This window comes from Enterobacter cloacae complex sp., assembly GCF_900322725.1.
GTDB classification, from domain to species: domain Bacteria; phylum Pseudomonadota; class Gammaproteobacteria; order Enterobacterales; family Enterobacteriaceae; genus Enterobacter; species Enterobacter quasihormaechei.
Map to the genome: position 1 here is coordinate 3813348 of NZ_LT991957.1, position 21934 is coordinate 3835281.

Below are 21934 nucleotides of genomic sequence, written 5' to 3' on the forward strand. Positions count from 1 at the left end.
GGTTAGATCTGGCCAAAGCGGCCGGAGTTAAAATCGCGAATAGCTTCGGCGATCTCGCTTTTACTGTTCATCACAAACGGGCCGTAGCCCACAATCGGTTCATTCAGCGGCTCACCGGCCATCAGCAGCACTTTGGCATCGCTGCTGGCTTCGAGATGCAGTTTGTCACCGCTCTGACTCAACACGACCAGCTGCGCCTCACCGGCGGGCGTAGTGCCGTTCACCGTCACGCTCCCCTCAAGTACAACCAGCGCTGTGCTCCAGCCTTCGGGCTGATTGAGCGTCAGGTGGCTGCCCTGGTGCAGCGCGAGATCCCACACGTTCAGCGGTGAGAAGGTATGCGCCGGGCCGGTGACATCGTCAAAGCGGCCAGCAATCACGCGCAATGTTCCGCTGTTATCCGGCAGGGAGATCACCGGGATATCTGCCTTAGTGATGCTCTGGTAGCCTGGCGTCGCCATTTTGTCCCTGGCGGGCAGGTTGACCCACAGCTGCATCATTTTCAGTTCACCGCCTTTCTGCGAGAACGCGCTGGAGTGGAACTCTTCGTGCAAAATGCCGGCGCCTGCCGTCATCCACTGCACGTCGCCCGGGCCGATTACGCCGCCTCTGCCGGTGGAATCACGGTGCTCCACTTCGCCTGAGTAAACGATGGTCACCGTTTCAAAACCGCGATGAGGATGCTCGCCCACCCCGCGTTTCGCGCCGTCCGCCGGAAAGGTGTAGGGACCGGCATAGTCCAGCAGCAGGAACGGGCTCAGCGGTTCGCCGTGCGTCTGGTAAGAAAACATTGAACGAACCGGGAAACCATCACCGACCCAGTGCGGACGAGGGGCGGTATAGACGCCTGTTACGTTTTTCATGATTAACTCCTGATGTTCTGTTGATGTAATTAGCTTATATTCACGGTTAATATCCCGGTAGATAGCGAAAATGACATTCACTGTTCCTGAAATGGAACAATGGAGGCGTATGCAGGATCTCAATGATTTCGTATGGTTTGTGAAGGTGGTGGAGCATGGCGGCTTTGCGGCGGCAGGTCGGGCGCTCGATCAGCCTAAGTCAAAACTAAGCCGTCGGATCGCGCAGCTGGAAGAACGCCTGGGCGTTCGGCTGATACAGCGAACCACGCGGCAGTTTACGGTGACGGAGGTGGGGCAAACGTTCTACCAGCACTGTAAAGCCATGCTGGTTGAGGCCGAAGCGGCGGAGGAGGCGGTGGCGGCTTTACAGGCTGAACCGCGCGGTATGGTCAGGATCACCTGCCCCGTGACCCTGCTGCACGTTCACGTGGGGCCGATGCTGGCGAGGTTTATGGCGCGCTATCCGGGGATCAACCTCCAGCTCGAAGCGACCAACCGCCGGGTGGATATCGTGGCGGAGGGGGTGGACGTGGCGATCCGCGTTCGTCCGCGCCCGTTTGATGACAGCGATCTGGTATTAAGGGTGCTGGCGGACAGGGGACACTGTCTGGTTGCCGGGCCGGCACTGCTGGAACGGATGGGCAACCCGACGGCGCCTTCTGAACTCAGCGCATGGCCGGGTTTAAGCATGGGCGCGGGTAGGCATCTGCATAAGTGGGAGTTAAGCGGGCCGGAAGGCGCGAAAGCAGAAGTTCACTTCACGCCGCGCCTGGTGACCACCGATATGCTGGCGCTGCGGGAAGCGGCCATGGCGGGGGTAGGCCTGGTGCAGCTGCCCATTTTGATGGTGAAGGATCAGCTGGCGTCAGGTGAACTTATTCGAGTGCTAAATGAATGGGAACCCAAACGGGAGGTGATCCATGCGGTGTATCCTTCCAGACGAGGTTTGCTGCCGTCGGTCAGGACGCTGGTGGATTTTCTCACCGAAGAGTACGCACGGATGGTGGAGGAGTAAAGTCCCTGTAGGCCGGGTAAGCGAAGCGCCACCCGACACATTCACCGCAGAGGAAGCAAAGTTCGAACCCCCTTGCGGAGAATATAAAAGAAAAAAGCCCGTACTTTCGTACGAGCTCTCATCTTGAATATGGCGGTGAGGGGGGGATTCGAACCCCCGATACGTTGCCGTATACACACTTTCCAGGCGTGCTCCTTCAGCCACTCGGACACCTCACCATATTGTCATCCCGTTGTTGCCGGGACGGGCGCTAATGTAAGGAAAAGCCGTACTGCCGTCAACCCACTTTTTCAGTAATTTAGCGCGTTTATACAAACTTCAGGCAACCTGATTCCGAAATGTGCGAAAAGCGCCTCTTTTATCAGCAACGCGGTTCGCTGATAAATTTGTTATGCTGGCAATCCAGTTGAAAATGAAAATAAAACAGCGCAATAAAAGGCAGGAATGACTATGGATATTATCTTCTATCACCCCACTTTTGATACGGCTTACTGGATCAACGCGCTCACGGCGGCACTGCCTGGCGCACGCGTCCGCGAATGGAAGCGGGGCGATAATGGACATGCCGACTACGCGCTGGTCTGGCATCCCCCGGTCGAAATGCTACAGGGCCGCCGTTTGAAGGCGGTGTTTGCCCTTGGTGCGGGGGTAGACTCCATCCTGAGCAAGCTGAAGGCTCACCCTGAAATGCTGCCGGAAGATATTCCCCTGTTCCGTCTGGAGGATACCGGTATGGGACAGCAGATGCAGGAATATGCCGTGAGTCAGGTGCTGCACTGGTTCCGCCGCTTCGACGATTATCAGGCCTTTAAGCAGCAATCCCACTGGGAACCGCTCCCGGATTATCAGCGCGAAGATTTCACCATCGGCATCCTCGGTGCAGGCGTCCTGGGTTCGAAAGTCGCAGAAGCGCTCGCCCCGTGGGGCTTCCCGCTGCGCTGCTGGAGCCGCAGCCGTAAGGATTATCCGGGCGTCGAGAGCTTTGCGGGAATGGATGAACTTCCGGCGTTCCTGAAAGAGACACGGGTACTCATTAACCTGCTGCCGAATACCGCGGAAACGGTGGGCATAATCAATGGCGCGCTCCTCAACCAGCTGGCAGACGATAGCTACTTAATGAACCTGGCGCGCGGGGTGCACGTGGTGGAAGACGATCTGCTGAAAGCGCTGGACAGCGGTAAGCTGAAAGGCGCAATGCTGGATGTTTATAGCCGCGAACCGCTGCCGACAGAAAGCCCGCTCTGGGCTCACCCACGCGTGGCGATGACGCCCCATATTGCGGCCGTGACGCGACCGGCGGAGGCCGTGGCGTACATCTCGCATACCATCAGCGAAATAGAGAAGGGCAACGCGGTGACCGGACAGGTCGACAGACAGCGAGGTTACTGAGATAAACCCGGCGTTCGCCGGGTTTTTGCTAATATTCGACGCTGATAACTGCTATCCTTTGGAAAAACCGCAGAGGAGAGAAAGATGTATCCCGTTGACCTGCATATGCACACCGTCGCCAGTACTCACGCTTACAGTAACCTCCATGATTATATCGCTCAGGCGAAGCTGAAAGGCATCAAACTGTTTGCGATCACCGATCACGGCCCGGATATGGCGGATGCGCCGCACTACTGGCATTTTGTGAATATGCGTATCTGGCCACGTCTGGTGGACGGTATCGGGATACTGCGCGGCATCGAAGCGAACATCAAAAACACCGACGGTGAAATTGACTGCACCGGCCCGATGCTGACCTCGTTAGATCTGATCCTCGCCGGTTTCCATGAGCCGGTTTTTGCGCCGCAGGATAAAGAGACCAACACCGCAGCGATGATTGCCACCATCGCCAGCGGCAACGTGCACATTATCAGCCACCCGGGCAACCCTAAATACCCGATTGATATTCAGGCCGTGGCGCAGGCGGCGGCGAAGCACCGCGTGGCACTGGAGATCAACAACTCTTCGTTCGTTCACTCGCGTAAGGGCAGTGAAGCCAACTGTCGCGACGTGGCGGCTGCCGTGCGTGACGCGGGCGGAATGGTGGCGCTGGGCTCTGATTCTCACACGGCCTTTACGCTGGGTGATTTCAGCGAATGCCTGAAAATATTGCAGGACGTGAATTTCCCGGAAGAACAGATCCTGAACGTCACGCCGCGTCGTATGCTCGACTTCCTTGAGTCGCGCGGCATGGCGCCGATTGATGAATTTGCCGATCTTTAATGACTAATGGAATAAAAACATGAATGAGTTTTCCATCCTTTGCCGCGTGCTGGGCACCTTATATTACCGCCAGCCGCAGGATCCGCTTCTGGTTCCGCTGTTTACCCTGATCCGTGAAGGTAAGCTGGCGCAGAACTGGCCGCTGGAACAGGATGAACTGCTGGAACGCTTGCAAAAAAGCTGCGATATGCAGCAGATTTCCACCGATTACAACGCGCTGTTCGTGGGAGAAGAGTGTCGCGTGTCGCCGTATCGTTCTGCCTGGCAGGAAGGGGCAACCGAAGCGGAAGTGCGGGCATTTCTCTCAGAACGCGGTATGCCGCTGACGGATATGCCAGCCGATCATATCGGTACGCTGCTGCTGGCGGCCTCCTGGATTGAAGATAATGCTGGTGACGATGAGAACGAGGCGATTGAAACTCTGTTCGAAACGTATCTCCTGCCGTGGGTTGGAACCTTCCTGGGCAAAGTGGAAGCGCACGCTACGTCACCATTCTGGAGAACGCTGGCTCCGCTGACGCGTGACGCTATCGCTGCCATGTGGGATGAGCTGGAAGAAGAGAACGAAGAGTGATTTAGATCACAAAAATTCTGCAACGATACATTTCAACTTGCACGTAATGTGCTTCCGATCTCATTTCCCGGGTGCGCATCTGCTAAGATGCGCACCATGAATATATTACTTTGTATTGCAATCACGACTGGCATCCTTTCCGGCCTCTGGGGTTGGGTGGCGGTGTCGCTCGGTTTGTTGAGCTGGGCCGGTTTCCTTGGCTGCACGGCCTACTTCGCCTGCCCGCAGGGTGGTCTCAAAGGGCTGTTTATTTCAGGCTGCACGTTGCTAAGTGGCGTGGTCTGGGCGCTGGTCATTATGAAAGGCAGCGCGCTGGCACCGCATATGGAAATCCTGGGTTACGTCATGACGGGTATTGTGGCCTTCCTGATGTGCGTTCAGGCAAAACATCTGCTGTTGTCCTTTGTGCCTGGCACGTTCATGGGCGCCTGCGCGACCTTTGCAGGGCAGGGGGACTGGAAGCTGGTGGTTCCTTCACTCATGCTGGGTTTACTGTTTGGCTATGCCATGAAGAACAGCGGCCTCTGGCTGGCAGCCCGACGCGAGAAGAGCCAGAACGTTTCGGCGGTAAGTGAATAAAAAAAGGCGAGACGGAAATCTCGCCTTTTTGTTGCACTGTCGATCAACGTAAAACAGTTCGGCGGCGGCGCGGCAGAAAAATACCCTTCTTATACCCGTTAATCAGCCGATTGATTTAACGCGGATCGGTTTAAATATTTACTCAGGGGATGCGGTAAAAATGATTGTCACCGTTTCTGATGAAAATTCGCTCCATTTATCGCAGCAGTGGAATGCACCGGCCAGTACGCTTTAATCATTCATGAAATCAATGATTTATTAAAGTGGCGGCGCTGCGCAGGTAAGCTATGCTGATATCAAGAACCCGGTAATCGGGTTGCTTGAATTGATACTTCACAGGTCATAACGGAGCGTTTTTACCCCTCATGGACGAATTTCATTGAGGAGTACAAATAATGTTCAAATCCGCAGCGTGTATTATTTCTGGTCTGGGACTGATCCTGTCCTCTTTTCTTTCTCCGGCTTATTCCGCAACCATTGAAAATGGTGGGGTTATTCATTTTCGTGGCGCGGTGGTGGCCGATCCGTGCGAAGTCGCTCCTCAGCATCAGCAGTTTGCGATTTCCTGCCCGGAAAATAACCGCATGAAAACGCATACCATCAGTTATGACGAGGCGCTCCGGGGACATCATCCTCATTCAAACCTGGCCGCTGTCACCATGAAATACCTGAATGAAGAGAAAACGCTCGCGGTTGTTCAGGTGGACTACCGCTAGCAGCCGTTTCTTTCACGACGGTTTTTCTCCCTCTCCCTCTGCGATACACTTAAGAAAAGGGCGGGTTGCAGAGGGTGTTTATGAGACCGCAAATCGACGTTATTCATGGCGATATCACGACGGTACACGTTGACGTGATCGTCAACGCAGCCAATTCCTCTTTGCTGGGCGGAGGGGGAGTGGACGGCGCCATTCACCGGGCCGCAGGCCCACAGCTTCTGGAAGCATGCAAAACCGTGCGCCAGCAGCAGGGAGAGTGCCCCCCGGGGCATGCCGTCATTACGCTGGCGGGGGATCTCCCGGCCAAAGCGGTGATCCATACCGTTGGCCCCGTCTGGCACGGCGGCGACCATCATGAAGCTGAGATTCTGGAGCAGGCGTATCGTAACTGCCTGCGGCTTGCGGCCGATAACGGCTATAAGACCATGGCGTTTCCCGCCATCAGCACGGGGGTTTACGGTTATCCAAAGGAAGCGGCAGCAAATATCGCCGTGAATACCGTTTATCACTACCTTTCCCTTAAACCCATGCCGGAAAAAGTTATTTTTGTCTGTTTCGATGAGCACACCGCCGACCTGTATCAGCGGATTTTAACCGAGCGCAGCCAGCTATTTTGATGTCTGAGATGTAAAAACGGCGCCCTGATGGCGCCGTTTTGTTATCCCGCTTTAACCTGAGGTTTGCCTGAAAACAGGAAACGCAAAAGCGGGATCCGCAGGTGGATTTCATACAGCACGATGGCAATGCCAACCACAAAGACCAGACCGGTGAAGAAGCCCAGCGCATTCGAGGCAATATGCGGCGTAATGTATGCCCCGAAAAACAGCGTCAGCGGATGGTGAACCAGGTAGATAAACAGCGAAGCATTAACGAAATAGGTTACGCGGCTGGATTTAAAATTCAGCAGGCGATGGCCCAGCGCGAACACCACGTTCACCATCCACAGGCCCATCAGCATCGTTATCACGCTCTCGGTTTCATACATCCACGCGTCCCCGCTGCCGTAGCGCTGATTGAGAAGATAGGCTGCAAAGGCCAGCGCAGCACCCACTGCACACCAGGGGGAGGGGGTGGTAAACAGTGCCTTAAGCCGCGGATGAATAAACGCCAGCGCGCCAATCAGGAAGAAGGGAATGTAGAACAGCGTCTGCATCACCACGAAATTAAACAGCCCATCGCTCAGAACAGGGGGATAGACAACGAACAGGGTACGCCTGACGGCGGCATACGCAATCCCCAGCGCAAGAAACAGCAGCGACAGCTTGCCCAGAGTGATGTTGGCGAAAAAGGCAGAGGATGTTGAGCTCGCGCGCTGGCGCAGCCGGCTGAAGATCAGCAAGCTCACCGTGGTTAACACCACCAGTACCAGCAGGAACCAGAGGTGGGAAATCAGCTCCCAGACCAGGGTGTTGTATTTCTCGTAAAGGGAGAGATTCGACCAGGTTTCCGTTTTACCTTTAACATACTGCAACATAATGAACTGCGGCAGCGTCAGCAGCGGGATGGCCGTCAACATCGGTATGCCCACGCGCTCCACGCGCACTTTCCACCAACGCTTCAGGGGATAGCGCAAAAAGAGCATGTAGGAGAAATATCCAGAAATGACAAAAAACACCTGCATGCGGAAGGCATGAATAAAATCATTAAACAGCGTAAGCCACCAGGAAGGCATCTGACTGTTGACGTGCCAGGTGTGGCTGGAATAAATCAGTGAAATATGAAAAGGGATCCCCAATAGCATGAGCCATGCGCGGATCGAGTCGAGGAAATATTCACGTTGTACAGGGGTTGTGCTCATATAACTTTGCGCATTCTCAGACTTTTCGCCTTATCCCTAAGGCTCATAATGGTTACATTCGGAGCCAACCCTACACCAAGACCGACACCCTGTCTCCAGGATAAGCACGCAAAGTGAAAAGCGGGTTCTTTCATTTGCTTAATCCATGAGCCAGCGAGCTGAACAAAGCAGTGATAATGTTGTCGGATTGCCTGAGTTTCCATTAAAATGGATCGGATCGATATAAGCACACAAAGGGGGAAGTGCTTACTTATTATGAAACATAAACCACAAATGATGAAAATGCGTTGGTTGGGTGTTGCAGTGCTGTTGTCACTGTATACCTCATCTGCACTGGCCTTTAACATCGATGATGTCGCAAAACAGGCAAAATCGATGGCGGGCAAGAGCTATGAAGCGCCAAAAAGTAACCTGCCCTCCGTTTTCCGCGACATGAAATACGCGGACTATCAGCAGATCCAGTTCAATCACGATAAAGCGTACTGGAACAATATTAAAACCCCGTTCAAGCTTGAATTTTACCACCAGGGTATGTACTTCGACACGCCGGTTGCCATCAATGAAGTGACGGCGACCGCGGTACGCAAAATCAAGTACAGCCCGGATTATTTCAATTTTGGCGATGTGCAACACGATAAAGACACGGTGAAAGACCTCGGCTTCGCAGGCTTCAAGGTGCTTTATCCGATTAACAGCAAAGATAAAAACGACGAAATCGTCAGCATGCTTGGCGCCAGCTACTTCCGCGTGATTGGCGCGGGGCAGGTGTACGGGCTTTCTGCGCGCGGTCTGGCGATTGATACCGCGCTGCCATCAGGTGAAGAATTCCCTCGTTTTCGCGAGTTCTGGATCGAACGTCCAAAACCAACCGACAAACGTCTGACAATTTATGCGCTGCTGGACTCCCCTCGTGCGACCGGCGCTTATCGCTTCGTGATCATGCCTGGGCGTGACACGGTGGTTGACGTGCAGTCTAAAGTTTACCTGCGCGATAAAGTGGGCAAGCTGGGCGTTGCGCCACTGACCAGTATGTTCCTGTTTGGGCCGAATCAGCCGTCTCCGGCAACCAACTTCCGTCCTCAACTGCATGATTCTAATGGCCTTTCCATCCATGCCGGTAACGGTGAGTGGATCTGGCGTCCGCTGAACAACCCGAAACACCTCGCGGTCAGCAGCTTTGCGATGGAAAATCCGCAGGGCTTTGGTCTGCTGCAACGCGGCCGTCAGTTCTCCCGCTTTGAAGATCTGGATGACCGCTACGATCTGCGCCCAAGCGCCTGGGTTACGCCGAAAGGCGACTGGGGTAAAGGCAAGGTTGAGCTGGTTGAAATTCCAACCAACGATGAAACCAACGACAACATCGTGGCGTACTGGACACCGGATCAGCTGCCGGAAGCCGGTAAAGAGATGAACTTCAAGTATGCGATCACCTTCAGCCGTGACGAAGACAAACTGCACGCGCCGGATAACGCGTACGTGATGCAGACGCGTCGTTCGACGGGTGACGTGAAGCAGTCCAACCTGATTCGTCAGCCGGATGGCACGCTGGCGTTTATCGTGGACTTCACCGGGCAGGATATGAAAAAACTGGCGCCGGATACTGCCGTGACGTCACAGGCGAGCATTGGCGATAACGGTGAAATCGTTGAGAACGCCGTGCGCTACAATCCGGTGACCAAAGGGTGGCGTTTGACCCTGCGCGTGAAGGTGAAAGATCCGAAACAGACCACTGAAATGCGCGCCGCGCTGGTCAGTAACGATAAGCCGCTGAGTGAAACCTGGAGCTATCAGCTACCTGCCAATGAATAATACATCTGAATATATTGATGCCATGCCGCTGACGGACATTGAAAAAGCGGCACTCCCTGCGAGCGACATCCGCGCGGTTCACACCGCGCTGGATGGTGAACACCGTCACTTTTCCCGTGATGATGATACGCCGCTGGGGTCAGTGAAGGCACGTCTGGAGCAGGCATGGCCGGACTCGCTGGCTGAAGGGCAGTTGATCAAGGATGACGAAGGGCGTGACCAGCTACAGGCAATGCCGAAGGCCACGCGTTCCTCTATGTTCCCCGACCCGTGGCGCACCAACCCGGTGGGCCGCTTCTGGGATCGCCTGCGTGGGCGTGACGTAACGCCGCGCTATCTGTCGCGTCTGACCAAAGAACAGCAGGCGTCCGAGCAGAAATGGCGTACCGTGGGAACGATTCGTCGTTACATTCTGCTGCTGCTGACGCTGGCGCAAACGGTCGTCGCCACCTGGTATATGAAAACCATTCTGCCGTACCAGGGCTGGGCGCTGATAAACCCTGCTGACATGATTGGCCAGGATATCTGGGTCTCCTTCATGCAGCTGCTGCCGTACATTTTACAGAGCGGCATCCTTCTGCTGTTCGCCGTGCTGTTCTGCTGGGTCTCCGCCGGGTTCTGGACCGCGCTGATGGGCTTCCTACAACTGCTGATGGGACGTGACAAATACAGCATTTCCGCGTCAACGGTCGGGGATGAACCCCTGAATCCCGAGCACCGTACCGCGCTGATCATGCCTATCTGTAACGAAGACGTTGACCGCGTATTCGCAGGGCTGCGTGCAACCTGGGAGTCCGTGAAGGCGACCGGTAACGCGGCGCATTTCGACGTCTACATCCTGAGCGACAGCTACAACCCGGATATCTGCGTGGCAGAGCAAAAAGCCTGGATGGAGCTGATTGCCGAAGTGCAGGGCGAAGGACAGATCTTCTACCGTCGTCGTCGTCGTCGCGTGAAGCGTAAAAGCGGGAACATTGATGACTTCTGTCGTCGTTGGGGTAACCAGTACAGCTATATGGTGGTACTGGATGCAGACTCCGTCATGAGCGGCGATTGCCTGAGCGGTCTGGTGCGTCTGATGGAAGCTAACCCAAACGCGGGTATCATTCAGTCTTCGCCAAAAGCCTCCGGTATGGACACGCTGTATGCGCGCTGCCAGCAGTTTGCGACCCGCGTCTACGGGCCGCTGTTTACCGCCGGTCTGCACTTCTGGCAGCTGGGCGAGTCTCACTACTGGGGCCACAACGCCATTATCCGCGTGAAGCCGTTCATCGAGCACTGTGCGCTGGCGCCGCTGCCGGGTGAAGGGTCATTTGCCGGGTCCATTCTGTCGCATGACTTTGTGGAAGCCGCGCTGATGCGCCGTGCAGGGTGGGGCGTCTGGATTGCCTACGATCTGCCGGGCTCGTATGAAGAGCTGCCGCCGAACCTGCTGGATGAGCTCAAGCGTGACCGCCGCTGGTGTCACGGTAACCTGATGAACTTCCGCCTGTTCCTGGTGAAGGGGATGCACCCTGTTCACCGGGCGGTGTTCCTGACGGGCGTGATGTCCTATCTCTCTGCACCGCTGTGGTTTATGTTCCTCGCGCTCTCGACCGCGTTGCAGGTCGTGCATGCCCTGACGGAGCCGCAGTACTTCCTGCAACCGCGCCAGCTGTTCCCGGTGTGGCCGCAGTGGCGTCCGGAGCTGGCGATTGCGCTGTTCGCGTCGACCATGGTGCTGCTGTTCCTGCCGAAGCTGCTCAGTATCGTTCTGATCTGGTGTAAAGGTTCAAAGGAGTACGGTGGTTTCTGCCGCGTAACCCTTTCACTGCTGCTGGAAGTGCTGTTCTCAGTCCTGCTGGCACCGGTGCGTATGCTGTTCCACACGGTATTCGTGGTGAGCGCGTTCCTGGGATGGGAAGTGGTGTGGAATTCACCGCAGCGTGACGATGACTCCACGCCGTGGAGTGAAGCCTTTATGCGCCACGGCTCTCAGCTGCTGCTGGGGCTGGTGTGGGCTGTCGGGATGGCCTGGCTGGATCTGCGTTTCCTGTTCTGGCTTGCGCCAATAGTATTCTCGCTGATCCTGTCGCCGTTTGTGTCGGTGATCTCCAGCCGTTCGACGGTGGGCCTGCGTACCAAACGCTGGAAGCTGTTCCTGATCCCGGAAGAGTATTCTCCGCCGCAGGTGCTGGTGGATACCGATACCTACCTGGAGCAGAACCGCAAACGCACGCTGGATGATGGTTTTATGCACGCCGTGTTCAACCCGTCATTTAACGCCCTTGCAACTGCAATGGCGACCGCGCGTCACCGCGCCAGCCAGGTGCTGGAGATCGCCCGCGATCGCCACGTTGAGCAGGCGCTGAACGAGACGCCAGAAAAGCTTAACCGTGACCGTCGTCTGGTGCTGCTGAGCGATCCGGTGACGATGGCAAGGCTTCACTACCGCGTGTGGTCCGCGCCGGAGAGATACTCTTCGTGGGTGAACTACTATAAAGACGTGAAGCTGAACCCGCTGGCGCTGAAGGCGAAATAAGTTGTTAAGTAGGGCGGGTAAGCGAAGTGCCACCCGCCAAATAAAATACCGGCTTAATCGCCGGTATTTTTTTAGAGGTTACTCATGAGAATAATCATTGTCGTGATGATGGCATGCCTGCTCAGCGGCTGCGGCAGCATTATCAGCCGCACCATCCCCGGACAGGGCCACGGGAATCAGTACTATCCCGGCGTACAGTGGGATGTGCGCGATTCCGCGTGGCGCTATCTCACCGTGCTCGATCTGCCGTTTTCGCTGATTTTCGATACGCTATTGCTGCCCATCGATGCCAGCCACGGCCCGTACGAGTAACGGGAGCTTAACGCTCGTCCCATTCATCCGCTGCGGCCTGACCTTCTTCCGTATCCAGCGGCGGTTCGAGCTGAAACTCACCTTCGTCCCATTCGTGCAGCGTATTTTCTTCGAGCCACTCCTGACGTAACTCAATTTCGTCATAGTCGCCGTCGAATACGGCCTGCGCACCTTCACCACTCAGCATCGGCAGACATTCTCCGTCTTCACCTTCATCAGCAAAGAACTCGGCCTGCCACATAATATCGCCGTCCTGTAGGACATATTTTTGGATATTGAGTTGTTGCACGTCAGCATCTTCTTCCTCAATGCCGGGATTATCGGCGAGGAATTCTTCGCGAGCGGCATCAATTGCTTCTTCCAGCGTGGCGTACATGGTCATTAGTGTCTCCCTGTTTTTCGTGAAGGTATTCAGGGAAAGAATAGCTGATTATATGATTTTGCAAGTATGAATAAGAAAATTAGCCGTCACGATGTTGTGTTATGCGCGCCGGGCGTAGCGCGCGGGACAAGCTGAGCCAGGAATAGACGGCGTTGAACAGCACGACGCCTGCCGTCACGATAAAAACGGCCCGGAAACCGAAACTGGCCGAAACCCCCGCGCCGACCAGCGGCCCGGTGACGTTACCCAGATCGCGAAACGACTGGTTGTAGCTAAAGATACGCCCGGCAATCTGGTTGGTGGAGTTATAAACCAGCAGCGTCTGCACCGCCGGGAGCAACGCGCCATCCGCAGCCCCCAGCAGGAAACGCAGCACCCCGAGTTGCCACGGCGATTGCACCATCGACATGGGGATAAGCAGCAGAACGGAGACGATCAGGGCGCAGATGAGGATCTTCTCCGGGCCGATGCGGTCTCCCAGCTTGCCGAGCCGCGGCGCGCTCAGCAGCGCGGCCACGCCGGGCACGGAGGCGATCAGTCCGCTGATGAAGGCAATGTTTCCGACGTTTCCGGCCAGATCGCGCACATAAAGCGTCAAAATAGGCGCAATGGAGCCAGTAGCCACCTGAATAATCATGGTGGTTACAAACAGGCTCAGCACCAGCTTTGGGTTTTTCAGCGAGGCCAGCACGTCACGGGCGTGCAGCATCTCTTTTTTGGCCACGGGGGTGAAATTCTCGCGGATGCAGATAAGCGTCACGAGGAAGCAGAGGAACAACACGCTGGCGGTAATGAAGAAGACCGGCCGCAGTCCGTAGTGGTCGGCCAGCAGCCCGCCTGCCAGCGGACCGAGCAGCGCGCCGCTTACGCCGCCAGTGGAAAGCGTACCCAACGCCCAGCCGCTTTTCTGGCGCGGGATTTGGGTGGCAATCAGGGCGTTAGCATTCGGGATAAACCCTCCGAGCAGACCCAGAAGCGCGCGTAAGATCAGGAACTGCCAGACGTTCTGCGCCAGGCCCATCAGCAGCATAATGATTGCCATCCCGAGCGCGGAGCGCAGCAGCATGATTTTGCGGCCTTTACGGTCGGCCAGGCCACCCCAGAACGGCGACGCAATGGCGGAGAACAGGAACGTAATGCTGAACACCAGCCCGGACCACATATTCAGCGCGCTGTGGCCGGTCACGCCGAGCTGTTCAACGTAAAGGGGCAGGAAGGGCATAACCAGGCTGAAGGCGGCGCCGGTGAGAAAACAGCCCAGCCACGCAACCGTCAGGTTACGTTTCCAGTTTATGGGAGCATCTGAGGGGGACATAACTATCCGCATTATGGGGTGCAGGGCACCGTGACCAGTGAGGTAATAAGCCTGCTAATTATGCGCCAGGGTTATGATTGCCGCAATGACGGGAGCTTTTAAAGCTAAAACAACATGCGACCCGGAAGGTCGCATGCCGATTAATAACGAGAAGGGACGCCCTGAGGCCGGGTTTTGAAACGGCGATGCAGCCACATATACTGCTCCGGGGCGAGCATAATGCATTTCTCGACAATGCCGTTCATCCAGCGCGCGGTAGTTTCCGCGTCGTCGAGCGGCGGAGCGAGTTCCGGCTCCAGCATGATGAGCTGATAGCCTGAACCGTCCGGCTTGCGGCGCGGCACAAACGGCACGATAGCGGCTTTGGACATCCGCGCCAGCATCCAGGTCCCGGTGGTGGTCGCGGCCTCTTCCACCGCAAAGAACGGGACAAACACGCTGGATTGCGGGCCGTAGTCATGATCCGGGGCATACCAGACCACCTCACCTGATTTCAGGGCGCGGATCATTCCCTTCAGGTCTTTGCGGTCGATCATGCTTTTGTTGGAGCGCATGCGTCCGTTGGTCTGGATCAAATCGATCACCGGATTGTCGTTAGGACGATAAACGCCAATACCCGGCGCCTGCATACCGAACATGCGTGCGCCAATTTCGAGGGTCAGGAAATGAACGCCTATCAGCAGGACGCCAGTCTTGTTGGCCTGGAGATGATGCACGGGATCCATGCCGGTGCCGGCCACTTCCGTCCAGCGCGCCATGCGCTTATCCGACCAGAACCAGGCCATGCCGGTCTCCATCAGCCCCATACCGACCGATTCGAAGTTTTTCACCACCCTGTCGTGGCGCTCAGATTCACTCATCTGAGGAAAGCAAAGCTCAAGGTTGCGATACGCGATCCTGGCGCGACGCTTCATAAACTGTTGAGCAATGCGGCCCAGTCCTTTACCCATGCGGAAAATGATCGGATAAGGCAGCTGTACAATGAGCCACAACAAGCCAATCCCTGACCAGGTTAACCAATAGCGGGGGTGCAAAAGCGCGGCAGTAAATTTCGGTAACTGGGTCATGTCTGTCCTGTGTTCTTACGTCCTGAAGGGCTATTGTCTCATTTTTTAATGGATAGCCAAAATATCTGTCATCGAAACATGAAAGAGTCTGCAAGTGTTAAGTCTGATAAATCAGATTGACTGAAATGTAGCGTAAATTGTGTGGATGTAAATTGTCTTTGTTTGCTATATCATGCCGACCGATTTTTATTTCTCAACGATTGCAGGACTTGTACACCATGCCAGTGTTACACAACCGCGTTTCGAATGAGATGTTGAAAGCGCGCATGTTGGCCGAAACCGAACCGCGCACAACGATCTCTTTCTATAAATATTTCACCATCAACGATCCACAGGCGACCCGCGATGCGCTTTACCAGGCTTTCACCGCCCTGAACGTGTTTGGCCGCGTCTATCTGGCGCGAGAGGGGATTAACGCGCAGATCAGCGTGCCGGAAAGCAAGGTCAGCGCCTTCCGCGATCTTCTCTACGGGTTTGATCCCGCGCTTGATGGGGTTCGCCTGAACATTGCGCTGGATGATGACGGTAAATCATTCTGGGTGCTGCGCATGAAGGTGCGTGAGCGTATTGTGGCGGATGGTATTGACGATCCGAGCTTCAATGCCGGCAATGTGGGTGAGTACCTTAAGGCCGCTGAAGTGAATGCGATGCTCGACGATCCGGACGCGGTATTCATCGATATGCGTAACCACTATGAATATGAAGTGGGCCACTTTGAAAATGCGATGGAGATCCCTGCCGACACCTTCCGCGAGCAGTTGCCGAAAGCCGTAGAGATGATGCAGGAGCATAAAGACAAAAAGATCGTGATGTACTGCACCGGGGGGATCCGCTGCGAAAAAGCCAGTGCCTGGATGAAGCACAACGGTTTTAATAAAGTCTGGCACATTGAGGGCGGGATCATTGAGTATGCCCGCCGCGCCCGCGAGCAGGGTTTACCGGTGCGTTTTATCGGTAAGAACTTTGTGTTTGACGAGCGTATGGGCGAGCGAATTTCAGAGGATGTGATCGCGCACTGCCACCAGTGCGGTACGCCGTGCGATACGCATACCAACTGCAAAAACGACGGTTGTCATCTGCTGTTTATTCAGTGTCCTGCCTGTGCCGAGAAGTACAATGGCTGCTGTAGCGAGCTGTGCAGTGAAGAGAGTCTGCTGCCTGAAGAAGAGCAACGACGCCGCCGTGCCGGGCGCGAGAACGGGAATAAGATCTTTAATAAATCCCGGGGTCGACTGAATACCAAACTGGGTATTCCGGACCCGGAGTAAAACGATGCCCGGCGGCGCAAAAGCCTGCCGGGCCTTTTTTTATGACTTCTGCTGAACGCCTTCCACCGAAATAATCAGCTCCACGTCCTGCGATGCCGGGCCTAAATCCGTGGTGATATTAAAATCTTTCAGATGAATTTTGCCTGCGGCTTCAAAACCAGCGCGTTTGCCGCCCCACGGGTCGTCGCCCTGGCCGATTAATTTCGCTTCCAGCGTTACCGGTTTTGTTACGCCGTTCAGCGTCAGATTACCGGTAATATTCAGTTCATCACCGTCTTTCTTCACCGCTGTCGACGCGAAGGTGGCTTGCGGGAATTTCGCCACGTTCAGGAATTCAGCGCTGCGCAGATGTTTATCACGCTCGGCGTGGTTAGTATCGACGCTGTTGGTATTAATGGTGACATTCACTTTATCGGCAGCAGGGTTTTTCTCGTCGAAAGTGAATGTGCCATCGAAATCATTGAACGTGCCATATAACCAGCTGTAACCCAGATGCTGAATACGGAAATTGACGAAGGCATGCTGACCCTCTTTATCAATTTTATAGTCAGCAGCGACAGCCGAACCGGTGGTGAATAACAGCGAACCTAATGCGATACCCAACAGGCGTTTTTTCATTTTATGCTCCAGAGTCAACTGACGAACGGCCAAGCATGCGCTTCAGCGTATCGTCTTTATCAATAAAGTGGTGTTTCAGGGCCGCAAGGCCGTGCAGAACCGATAAGATCACCACGCTCCATGCCAGCCACAGATGAACCACACCTGCGGTGTCAGCCTGTGAACCGGCGTCAGCCAGCGTGGCAGGGACGTCAAAAAGTCCAAACACGCTGATCGGCTTGCCGTCTGCGGTCGAAATGAGATAGCCGCTGATCAGAATGGCGAACAGCAGGGCATAGAGTGCGATATGTGCGCCTACAGCGCTGATGCGGGTAAAACGACCATGGCTCCTGGGGGCAGGTGGGGGTGGGGAGACATGTCGCCAGATCACGCGAATAACCAGACCCATCATCAGCAGAACCCCAATGCTTTTGTGCAATTCGGGAGCCTGATGATACCAACCGTCATAATAGCTTAATGTCACCATCCAGAGGCCGAGACCAAACATGGCATAGACGGCAAGCGCAAATAGCCAGTGTAAACACATGGATATTATTCCGTAGCGGCTGGAGGAGTTACGCCATTGCATATGAATTTCCGTTCTCAAATGTCTGAGCACTAAAAATGAACGGGTTAAATAAATAATGCAACTGAAAAAAATGAATAATCATTTTTATTTAATTTATTTCAGCGAATTTGAATGTGTTTGCGCGATGTAATTCAATCGCTTCGTTCAATAAATTAGAGATGAATTTTTATAAAAAAACAGAAGTTAAATAAGCTTAAAGGAGTGTCAGTAAATGTCAGCGAGTATTCTCAAAAGAATACGATATAGATGACATCAACGATCGCCAGCAGCGACCAGAGCACAATGTAGAGCATGAAATGCTCGCGAATGTTATTGATCAGATAATTCACCAGTCTGCGCATCATGCCCCTCTCGCTAAACAGGCTCCGGTTATTCGGAGCCTGTGGACCTATTATCTGTCAAAGCGCGAGAGCGCGAAGGGGGTGAGATCAAACGAAGGCGCGATCCCCTGCGCAAACTGGGCGGCGATTTCGCCTAGCACCGACGCAAATTTAAACCCGTGACCGCTGAGCCCGGTTACGATCAGGGTATTGTCGTGTCCGGGCAGCGTGTCGATGATGAAGTCTTCATCCGGCGTGTTGTCGTAGGTGCACGCTGCGCCGTAAAGCAACCCGCCTACGCCCGGCAGAATATTACGCAGGAACGTGAAGGCTTCGGAACCATCTTGCGAATAGGCTCCGTACGGCTTGCGCTCTTCCGCAGAGGAAATAACCTGCCCACCGTTGTGTTTGCCTATCTTGAGTGCGTCTTTCTCCGAAGGGAAACCGTAGAACTGATCGCCATTGGGTAATTCGCCCGTAAACGCCGGGAATTTGTTCTGGCTGCTGTAACGCCCGTCAGACTGGAACCATGAGAAGACTTTGCGCACCGGCTGGATGGGCAGGTCCGGCAGCAGTTTTGTCACCCACGTTCCCGCACTGACCAGCAGGCGTGCGGCGGTATATTCACCCTCAGACGTGGTGACGGTTGAACCATCGGCATGGTGGGTGATGCCCGTGACCGGACAGTTAAACAACTGCGCGCAGCCCGCTTTGGCAGCGAGATCGATCCAGGTCTTAATGGCCGTTTCGCTGTGCAGTACGCCGGAGTTGGCTTCAAACAATCCAATGTAATCTTCAGGGACAGAAATTTCCGGCCAGCGCGCCATAATGCCGTTCGCATCCAGACGCTCAACGTCCAGGCGGTAGGCTTTCGCGCTCTCCTCAACGTTCGCCAGAAACGTGGAGTTGGCAGGCCCGAGGTTAATCACCCCGGTACGCTCAAAAATGCGCTCCTCGGTGCGTGCCGCCAGCTCGTCCCACAGCGTCTGAGCCCGAAGCACCAGCGGTACATAGCGTTCACCTTCACCGTAAGCGTGACGGATCAAACGGGTATCGCCGTGATGGCTTCCTTCAGAATGGGGGGGAAGGTGGGCGTCAATCATCAGCACATTCAGACCCGCCTGCGTGGCGTAATAACCGGCGGCAGATCCTACGGAGCCGCTTCCGATAATGATCAAATCGTATTTCATAGGCTTCTCTTTACTAACGCTTTGTTAGCAGAGTAATTAACTATGTGGGCTTATACAAGAACGAAATAAATAAGGCACCGCGAGGGTGCCTGTTGAGTGAAGGGCATAAGATTAATGCCGTTTATACTCATTTTCCTGATAGTCGCCAGATTCTATTTTTGCGATGCCTGCTTCCAAAATAGAGATAAACTGACGGGCGACGTCTGTTGTAAGCCACAGCGTCTGTCCAACTTCCGCTTCATCACGGTTTTGCTGATTTGGGGTCTGGTAGTGCAAACGCAGCATCAGCGCATCGTAGCTGTCTACGGTGCTGATATCCCAGCCAACAAGCGGATGGGTCTGGATCACTTCACTATTCTTTTCCATTATAACCCCCTTAATGCGTGTTAGAAGACAACGACTTTGAGGTTCAATGCATGTTTTTCTGAAAGCAATTTCAGTATATCAATTAATAAGGGTTCAGAAGGAAAAAATAAACGGGTAGCAACACATTTTTATGCTTTTTAGGATTGTTCGAGCAATAAAACACCATCTTGTTCACGATTTTCTAAGAAGATGCTGAAATATTTTGAACTTACAGGAGACGAAACGAAAAAAAGCCGGGGCGACCCGGCAAAAAAACACAATGAGGGAGCAAATTTTAATCTGTGATGAACCAGTCGTCGGCGCTTTCCCAGGTTTCCTGCAAAATTTCGCTGATGCGGTCTTTGTCTTCTTTCGCGCCGCCGATGACGGAAAGATGGTTTGCCGTTGCATAACGTACCGTTACGGCGCCATCGTTTTCAGGAAAAGTGCTGCTAATACGTCGGGATAGCTCACCCGCCAGCGCGTCGAGTGCGCCAGCAGGCAGGACGGTGGTTTTGGCAATGGTGACTTCAATACGCATAAATGCCCCCTGTGTAATATACTGTTTATTTATACAGTTATATTGTCGGTTTGACAACAGGGGGCGACAGTTTTTTAGCGTTTTACCGTCCAGCTTACGGTTTCACCGGCGAGGAACGGGATCAGCGTATCATCGGTGAGCGCAATCGACTCTTCAACCTGGCTTTCTTTACGCTCCAGCTCAATGAAGGTGTCATTGACCGGCAGACCGTAGAAACGTGGACCGTTGAGAGAGCAGAAGGCTTCGAAATGCTCTAGCGCGTTCATCTCTTCAAACACGGTTGCGTAACTTGCGAGTGCGGTCGGCGCGTTGAAGCAGCCTGCACAGCCGCAGCTCGCCTCTTTCCGGTGACGGGCATGCGGGGCGGAATCCGTGCCCAGAAACGCGCGAGGGAAGCCGCTGGCCACTAGCTCACGCAGCGCCTGCTGGTGGATATTGCGCTTAAGGATCGGCAGACAGTACAGATGTGGACGAACCCCGCCCACCAGCATGTGGTTACGGTTAAACATCAGGTGCTGCGGGGTGATGGTGGCGGCAATCAGTTCGTTTCCATCCCGGACGTACTCTGCGGCATCTTTGGTCGTGATATGTTCAAACACCACCTTCAGCCCCGGAAGACGCTGGCGCAGCGGCTCCATTACCGTTTCAATAAACCGTGCTTCGCGATCGAAAATATCAATGTCAGCATGGGTCACTTCCCCGTGCACCAGCAGCGGCATCCCCAGTTTTTGCATACGCTCCAGAACGGGCATGATGGCGTCAACGCTGGTCACCCCATGGCTGGAGTTGGTGGTGGCGTTTGCCGGGTAGAGCTTCGCGGCGGTGAACACACCTTCGTTAAACCCGCGCTCAACCTCATCGGGATCCAGCGAGTCCGTCAGGTAGCAGGTCATCAACGGGGTAAAATCGTGCCCGGCCGGAACGGCGTCAAGGATACGCTGGCGATAGGCGATCGCGGCCTCGACGGTGGTGACTGGTGGAACCAGGTTAGGCATTACAATCGCACGGCCATAAATTTCGCTGGTATACGGCACGACGGTTTTCAGCATATCGCCATCACGAAGATGGATATGCCAGTCGTCTGGGCGGCGGATTTTGAGAACCTGGGATTGTACAGTCATGGAAGCTCCGGCTTGAAAGAGATCAGTCATAAGATGGCTGTTTTTGCCGGACACAAATCATAAGCGGAAACGTTTTCGTTTGCACACACTTCCGTTAAAAAAAACGGGCGCCTGAGCGCCCGGAGACTTTAGTCGGTGAAAGGAATGATGATTTCACCCGGCTTCACCTCTATCCCTTTGGCATATTTTTTCGCCAGAGATTCGCCCTTACTCTTGTCTTCGCTCAGAACGTAGGCGGGCTGCTGGTTAAAGTAGTTCTGCAACGACTGGTTGAGATAAGGCATCAGCGTTTGCAATACGGGTTTCATTTTGTCAGGCGTCACAACCGCGTCCACAATTTCCATCTCTTGCAGGAAAATTGCCCCTTTCTCTTTATTAAAGACCGGCAGCGCCTTGAGCTTCAGCTTAATGTCCGCTTTCTGATTGCCGAACAGCGAAGTCATGTCCAGGCTGGCATCGCCGGAAAGGGTGACTTTGTTAGGCTCCTCGCGACCAATCTGACTGGCGAGATTCGTCAGAACGATATGCGCATCCGCAAGGCCGGGTACGCCGATATCTTTTGAAAAGTTATTATGTTTTTCCAGCGCCTGATTAATTTCCTGCTCACTGACGGTGTACTGCGTAAGCTGGTTACATCCCACCAGCAGACCACTGACAACTAACGCAGCGGCAATAACGATCTTTTTCATGGCGTTCCTCAACATAAAATCGGCGCATCTGTCCTGACACGCCAGTATGTCAGGGTGATCCTACAGAAACCAGCAGAAAAAACTGATAGTGGAGGGAGGCAAATTTCCTCCC

The 21934-nt window shown here is 54.5% G+C and carries 24 protein-coding genes, 1 tRNA gene and 1 pseudogene; 12 read left to right on the forward strand and 14 right to left on the reverse strand.

Going from position 1 to position 21934, the window contains the following annotated elements:
* Positions 1–2: 2 nt before the first annotated feature.
* Positions 3–863 carry a pirin family protein gene (locus DBR02_RS18725; protein WP_107535093.1) on the reverse strand — a complete coding sequence of 287 codons (861 nt, stop codon included), beginning with the start codon at positions 861–863 and terminating at the stop codon, positions 3–5.
* Positions 864–972: 109 nt separating this feature from the next.
* Between DBR02_RS18725 and DBR02_RS18730 the strand changes: the two genes are divergently transcribed.
* Positions 973–1878, forward strand: coding sequence for a LysR family transcriptional regulator (locus tag DBR02_RS18730; RefSeq protein WP_107535094.1), 906 nt, complete (start codon positions 973–975; stop codon positions 1876–1878).
* A 130-nt stretch (positions 1879–2008) separates the two neighbouring features.
* Here DBR02_RS18730 and DBR02_RS18735 read toward each other — a convergent pair.
* Positions 2009–2096: transfer RNA gene (locus DBR02_RS18735), tRNA-Ser, on the reverse strand.
* A gap of 232 nt (positions 2097–2328) precedes the next feature.
* Here DBR02_RS18735 and ghrA point away from each other — a divergent pair.
* The 7 genes and pseudogenes from ghrA to ymdB all read left to right on the forward strand — a co-directional run bounded on the left by ghrA (position 2329) and on the right by ymdB (position 6575).
* Positions 2329–3267, forward strand: coding sequence for a glyoxylate/hydroxypyruvate reductase GhrA (gene ghrA, locus DBR02_RS18740; RefSeq protein WP_107535095.1), 939 nt, complete (start codon positions 2329–2331; stop codon positions 3265–3267).
* An 84-nt stretch (positions 3268–3351) separates the two neighbouring features.
* A complete protein-coding gene (locus DBR02_RS18745; RefSeq protein ID WP_107535096.1) occupies positions 3352–4089 on the forward strand; it encodes a phosphatase in 738 nt (245 codons plus the stop codon).
* Positions 4090–4108: 19 nt separating this feature from the next.
* Positions 4109–4663: a TorD/DmsD family molecular chaperone gene (locus DBR02_RS18750; RefSeq protein ID WP_063449098.1), complete on the forward strand. Its 555-nt coding sequence runs from the start codon at positions 4109–4111 to the stop codon at positions 4661–4663.
* Between the two features lie 96 nt (positions 4664–4759).
* Complete coding sequence (locus DBR02_RS18755; RefSeq protein ID WP_074177697.1) at positions 4760–5242, forward strand: DUF1097 domain-containing protein; 483 nt, start codon at positions 4760–4762, stop codon at positions 5240–5242.
* A gap of 70 nt (positions 5243–5312) precedes the next feature.
* Positions 5313–5477: pseudogene (locus DBR02_RS18760) on the forward strand (curli assembly chaperone CsgC); the annotation flags it as partial.
* A 160-nt stretch (positions 5478–5637) separates the two neighbouring features.
* Positions 5638–5958, forward strand: a complete 321-nt coding sequence (locus DBR02_RS18765) for a type 1 fimbrial protein (protein WP_107535097.1) — start codon at positions 5638–5640, stop codon at positions 5956–5958.
* Between the two features lie 80 nt (positions 5959–6038).
* Positions 6039–6575, forward strand: coding sequence for an O-acetyl-ADP-ribose deacetylase (gene ymdB, locus DBR02_RS18770; RefSeq protein WP_107535098.1), 537 nt, complete (start codon positions 6039–6041; stop codon positions 6573–6575).
* 41 nt (positions 6576–6616) lie between these two features.
* On the opposite strand, the gene mdoC is transcribed toward ymdB, so the two are convergent.
* Entirely contained in the window at positions 6617–7756 is a 1140-nt protein-coding gene (gene mdoC, locus DBR02_RS18775) for a glucans biosynthesis protein MdoC (protein ID WP_107535099.1), read from the reverse strand.
* Between the two features lie 255 nt (positions 7757–8011).
* On the opposite strand from mdoC, the gene mdoG reads away from it, so the two are divergent.
* From mdoG to DBR02_RS18795, 3 genes are all read left to right on the forward strand, one after another.
* Complete coding sequence (gene mdoG / locus DBR02_RS18785) at positions 8012–9565, forward strand: glucans biosynthesis protein MdoG (RefSeq protein ID WP_063866342.1); 1554 nt, start codon at positions 8012–8014, stop codon at positions 9563–9565.
* Positions 9558–12086: a glucans biosynthesis glucosyltransferase MdoH gene (mdoH, locus tag DBR02_RS18790; RefSeq protein WP_063449092.1), complete on the forward strand. Its 2529-nt coding sequence runs from the start codon at positions 9558–9560 to the stop codon at positions 12084–12086. The genes mdoG and mdoH overlap by 8 nt, the downstream gene beginning before the upstream one ends.
* Before the next feature lie 84 nt (positions 12087–12170).
* Positions 12171–12398: a YceK/YidQ family lipoprotein gene (locus tag DBR02_RS18795; RefSeq protein WP_063449091.1), complete on the forward strand. Its 228-nt coding sequence runs from the start codon at positions 12171–12173 to the stop codon at positions 12396–12398.
* Between the two features lie 7 nt (positions 12399–12405).
* On the opposite strand, the gene DBR02_RS18800 is transcribed toward DBR02_RS18795, so the two are convergent.
* The 3 genes from DBR02_RS18800 to DBR02_RS18810 all read right to left on the reverse strand — a co-directional run bounded on the left by DBR02_RS18800 (position 12406) and on the right by DBR02_RS18810 (position 15162).
* Positions 12406–12780, reverse strand: coding sequence for a MysB family protein (locus tag DBR02_RS18800; RefSeq protein WP_107535100.1), 375 nt, complete (start codon positions 12778–12780; stop codon positions 12406–12408).
* A 79-nt stretch (positions 12781–12859) separates the two neighbouring features.
* Positions 12860–14095 (reverse strand): multidrug efflux MFS transporter MdtG, encoded by a 1236-nt coding sequence (gene mdtG / locus DBR02_RS18805; protein WP_107535101.1) that lies wholly within the window; start codon positions 14093–14095, stop codon positions 12860–12862.
* Between the two features lie 140 nt (positions 14096–14235).
* Positions 14236–15162 (reverse strand): Kdo(2)-lipid IV(A) acyltransferase, encoded by a 927-nt coding sequence (locus tag DBR02_RS18810; RefSeq protein WP_107535102.1) that lies wholly within the window; start codon positions 15160–15162, stop codon positions 14236–14238.
* 218 nt (positions 15163–15380) lie between these two features.
* Between DBR02_RS18810 and trhO the strand changes: the two genes are divergently transcribed.
* On the forward strand, positions 15381–16430 hold the full coding sequence (gene trhO, locus DBR02_RS18815; RefSeq protein WP_063866346.1) for an oxygen-dependent tRNA uridine(34) hydroxylase TrhO: 1050 nt from the start codon (positions 15381–15383) through the stop codon (positions 16428–16430).
* 39 nt (positions 16431–16469) lie between these two features.
* On the opposite strand, the gene DBR02_RS18820 is transcribed toward trhO, so the two are convergent.
* The 8 genes from DBR02_RS18820 to DBR02_RS18855 all read right to left on the reverse strand — a co-directional run bounded on the left by DBR02_RS18820 (position 16470) and on the right by DBR02_RS18855 (position 21822).
* Entirely contained in the window at positions 16470–17048 is a 579-nt protein-coding gene (locus tag DBR02_RS18820) for a YceI family protein (RefSeq protein WP_063449087.1), read from the reverse strand.
* A gap of 1 nt (position 17049) precedes the next feature.
* Complete coding sequence (locus DBR02_RS18825; RefSeq protein ID WP_107535103.1) at positions 17050–17616, reverse strand: cytochrome b; 567 nt, start codon at positions 17614–17616, stop codon at positions 17050–17052.
* Positions 17617–17843: 227 nt separating this feature from the next.
* Positions 17844–17957, reverse strand: coding sequence for a YceO family protein (locus DBR02_RS18830; RefSeq protein WP_063449457.1), 114 nt, complete (start codon positions 17955–17957; stop codon positions 17844–17846).
* A gap of 50 nt (positions 17958–18007) precedes the next feature.
* Positions 18008–19126: an N-methyl-L-tryptophan oxidase gene (solA, locus tag DBR02_RS18835; RefSeq protein WP_107535104.1), complete on the reverse strand. Its 1119-nt coding sequence runs from the start codon at positions 19124–19126 to the stop codon at positions 18008–18010.
* A gap of 111 nt (positions 19127–19237) precedes the next feature.
* On the reverse strand, positions 19238–19492 hold the full coding sequence (bssS, locus tag DBR02_RS18840) for a biofilm formation regulator BssS (protein ID WP_015570838.1): 255 nt from the start codon (positions 19490–19492) through the stop codon (positions 19238–19240).
* A gap of 274 nt (positions 19493–19766) precedes the next feature.
* On the reverse strand, positions 19767–20012 hold the full coding sequence (gene dinI, locus DBR02_RS18845) for a DNA damage-inducible protein I (RefSeq protein ID WP_107535105.1): 246 nt from the start codon (positions 20010–20012) through the stop codon (positions 19767–19769).
* Between the two features lie 74 nt (positions 20013–20086).
* Entirely contained in the window at positions 20087–21133 is a 1047-nt protein-coding gene (pyrC, locus tag DBR02_RS18850; protein ID WP_107535106.1) for a dihydroorotase, read from the reverse strand.
* Between the two features lie 128 nt (positions 21134–21261).
* Positions 21262–21822: a lipoprotein gene (locus DBR02_RS18855; protein ID WP_063866351.1), complete on the reverse strand. Its 561-nt coding sequence runs from the start codon at positions 21820–21822 to the stop codon at positions 21262–21264.
* Positions 21823–21934: the final 112 nt, after the last annotated feature.

Coding starts and splice junctions, on each gene's coding strand:
- DBR02_RS18725 (WP_107535093.1), bottom strand. CDS start 863: ATGAAAAACGTAACAGGCGTCTATACCGCCCCTCGTCCGCACTGGGTC.
- DBR02_RS18730 (WP_107535094.1), top strand. CDS start 973: ATGCAGGATCTCAATGATTTCGTATGGTTTGTGAAGGTGGTGGAGCAT.
- ghrA (WP_107535095.1), top strand. CDS start 2,329: ATGGATATTATCTTCTATCACCCCACTTTTGATACGGCTTACTGGATC.
- DBR02_RS18745 (WP_107535096.1), top strand. CDS start 3,352: ATGTATCCCGTTGACCTGCATATGCACACCGTCGCCAGTACTCACGCT.
- DBR02_RS18750 (WP_063449098.1), top strand. CDS start 4,109: ATGAATGAGTTTTCCATCCTTTGCCGCGTGCTGGGCACCTTATATTAC.
- DBR02_RS18755 (WP_074177697.1), top strand. CDS start 4,760: ATGAATATATTACTTTGTATTGCAATCACGACTGGCATCCTTTCCGGC.
- DBR02_RS18765 (WP_107535097.1), top strand. CDS start 5,638: ATGTTCAAATCCGCAGCGTGTATTATTTCTGGTCTGGGACTGATCCTG.
- ymdB (WP_107535098.1), top strand. CDS start 6,039: ATGAGACCGCAAATCGACGTTATTCATGGCGATATCACGACGGTACAC.
- mdoC (WP_107535099.1), bottom strand. CDS start 7,756: ATGAGCACAACCCCTGTACAACGTGAATATTTCCTCGACTCGATCCGC.
- mdoG (WP_063866342.1), top strand. CDS start 8,012: ATGAAACATAAACCACAAATGATGAAAATGCGTTGGTTGGGTGTTGCA.
- mdoH (WP_063449092.1), top strand. CDS start 9,558: ATGAATAATACATCTGAATATATTGATGCCATGCCGCTGACGGACATT.
- DBR02_RS18795 (WP_063449091.1), top strand. CDS start 12,171: ATGAGAATAATCATTGTCGTGATGATGGCATGCCTGCTCAGCGGCTGC.
- DBR02_RS18800 (WP_107535100.1), bottom strand. CDS start 12,780: ATGACCATGTACGCCACGCTGGAAGAAGCAATTGATGCCGCTCGCGAA.
- mdtG (WP_107535101.1), bottom strand. CDS start 14,095: ATGTCCCCCTCAGATGCTCCCATAAACTGGAAACGTAACCTGACGGTT.
- DBR02_RS18810 (WP_107535102.1), bottom strand. CDS start 15,162: ATGACCCAGTTACCGAAATTTACTGCCGCGCTTTTGCACCCCCGCTAT.
- trhO (WP_063866346.1), top strand. CDS start 15,381: ATGCCAGTGTTACACAACCGCGTTTCGAATGAGATGTTGAAAGCGCGC.
- DBR02_RS18820 (WP_063449087.1), bottom strand. CDS start 17,048: ATGAAAAAACGCCTGTTGGGTATCGCATTAGGTTCGCTGTTATTCACC.
- DBR02_RS18825 (WP_107535103.1), bottom strand. CDS start 17,616: ATGCAATGGCGTAACTCCTCCAGCCGCTACGGAATAATATCCATGTGT.
- DBR02_RS18830 (WP_063449457.1), bottom strand. CDS start 17,957: ATGCGCAGACTGGTGAATTATCTGATCAATAACATTCGCGAGCATTTC.
- solA (WP_107535104.1), bottom strand. CDS start 19,126: ATGAAATACGATTTGATCATTATCGGAAGCGGCTCCGTAGGATCTGCC.
- bssS (WP_015570838.1), bottom strand. CDS start 19,492: ATGGAAAAGAATAGTGAAGTGATCCAGACCCATCCGCTTGTTGGCTGG.
- dinI (WP_107535105.1), bottom strand. CDS start 20,012: ATGCGTATTGAAGTCACCATTGCCAAAACCACCGTCCTGCCTGCTGGC.
- pyrC (WP_107535106.1), bottom strand. CDS start 21,133: ATGACTGTACAATCCCAGGTTCTCAAAATCCGCCGCCCAGACGACTGG.
- DBR02_RS18855 (WP_063866351.1), bottom strand. CDS start 21,822: ATGAAAAAGATCGTTATTGCCGCTGCGTTAGTTGTCAGTGGTCTGCTG.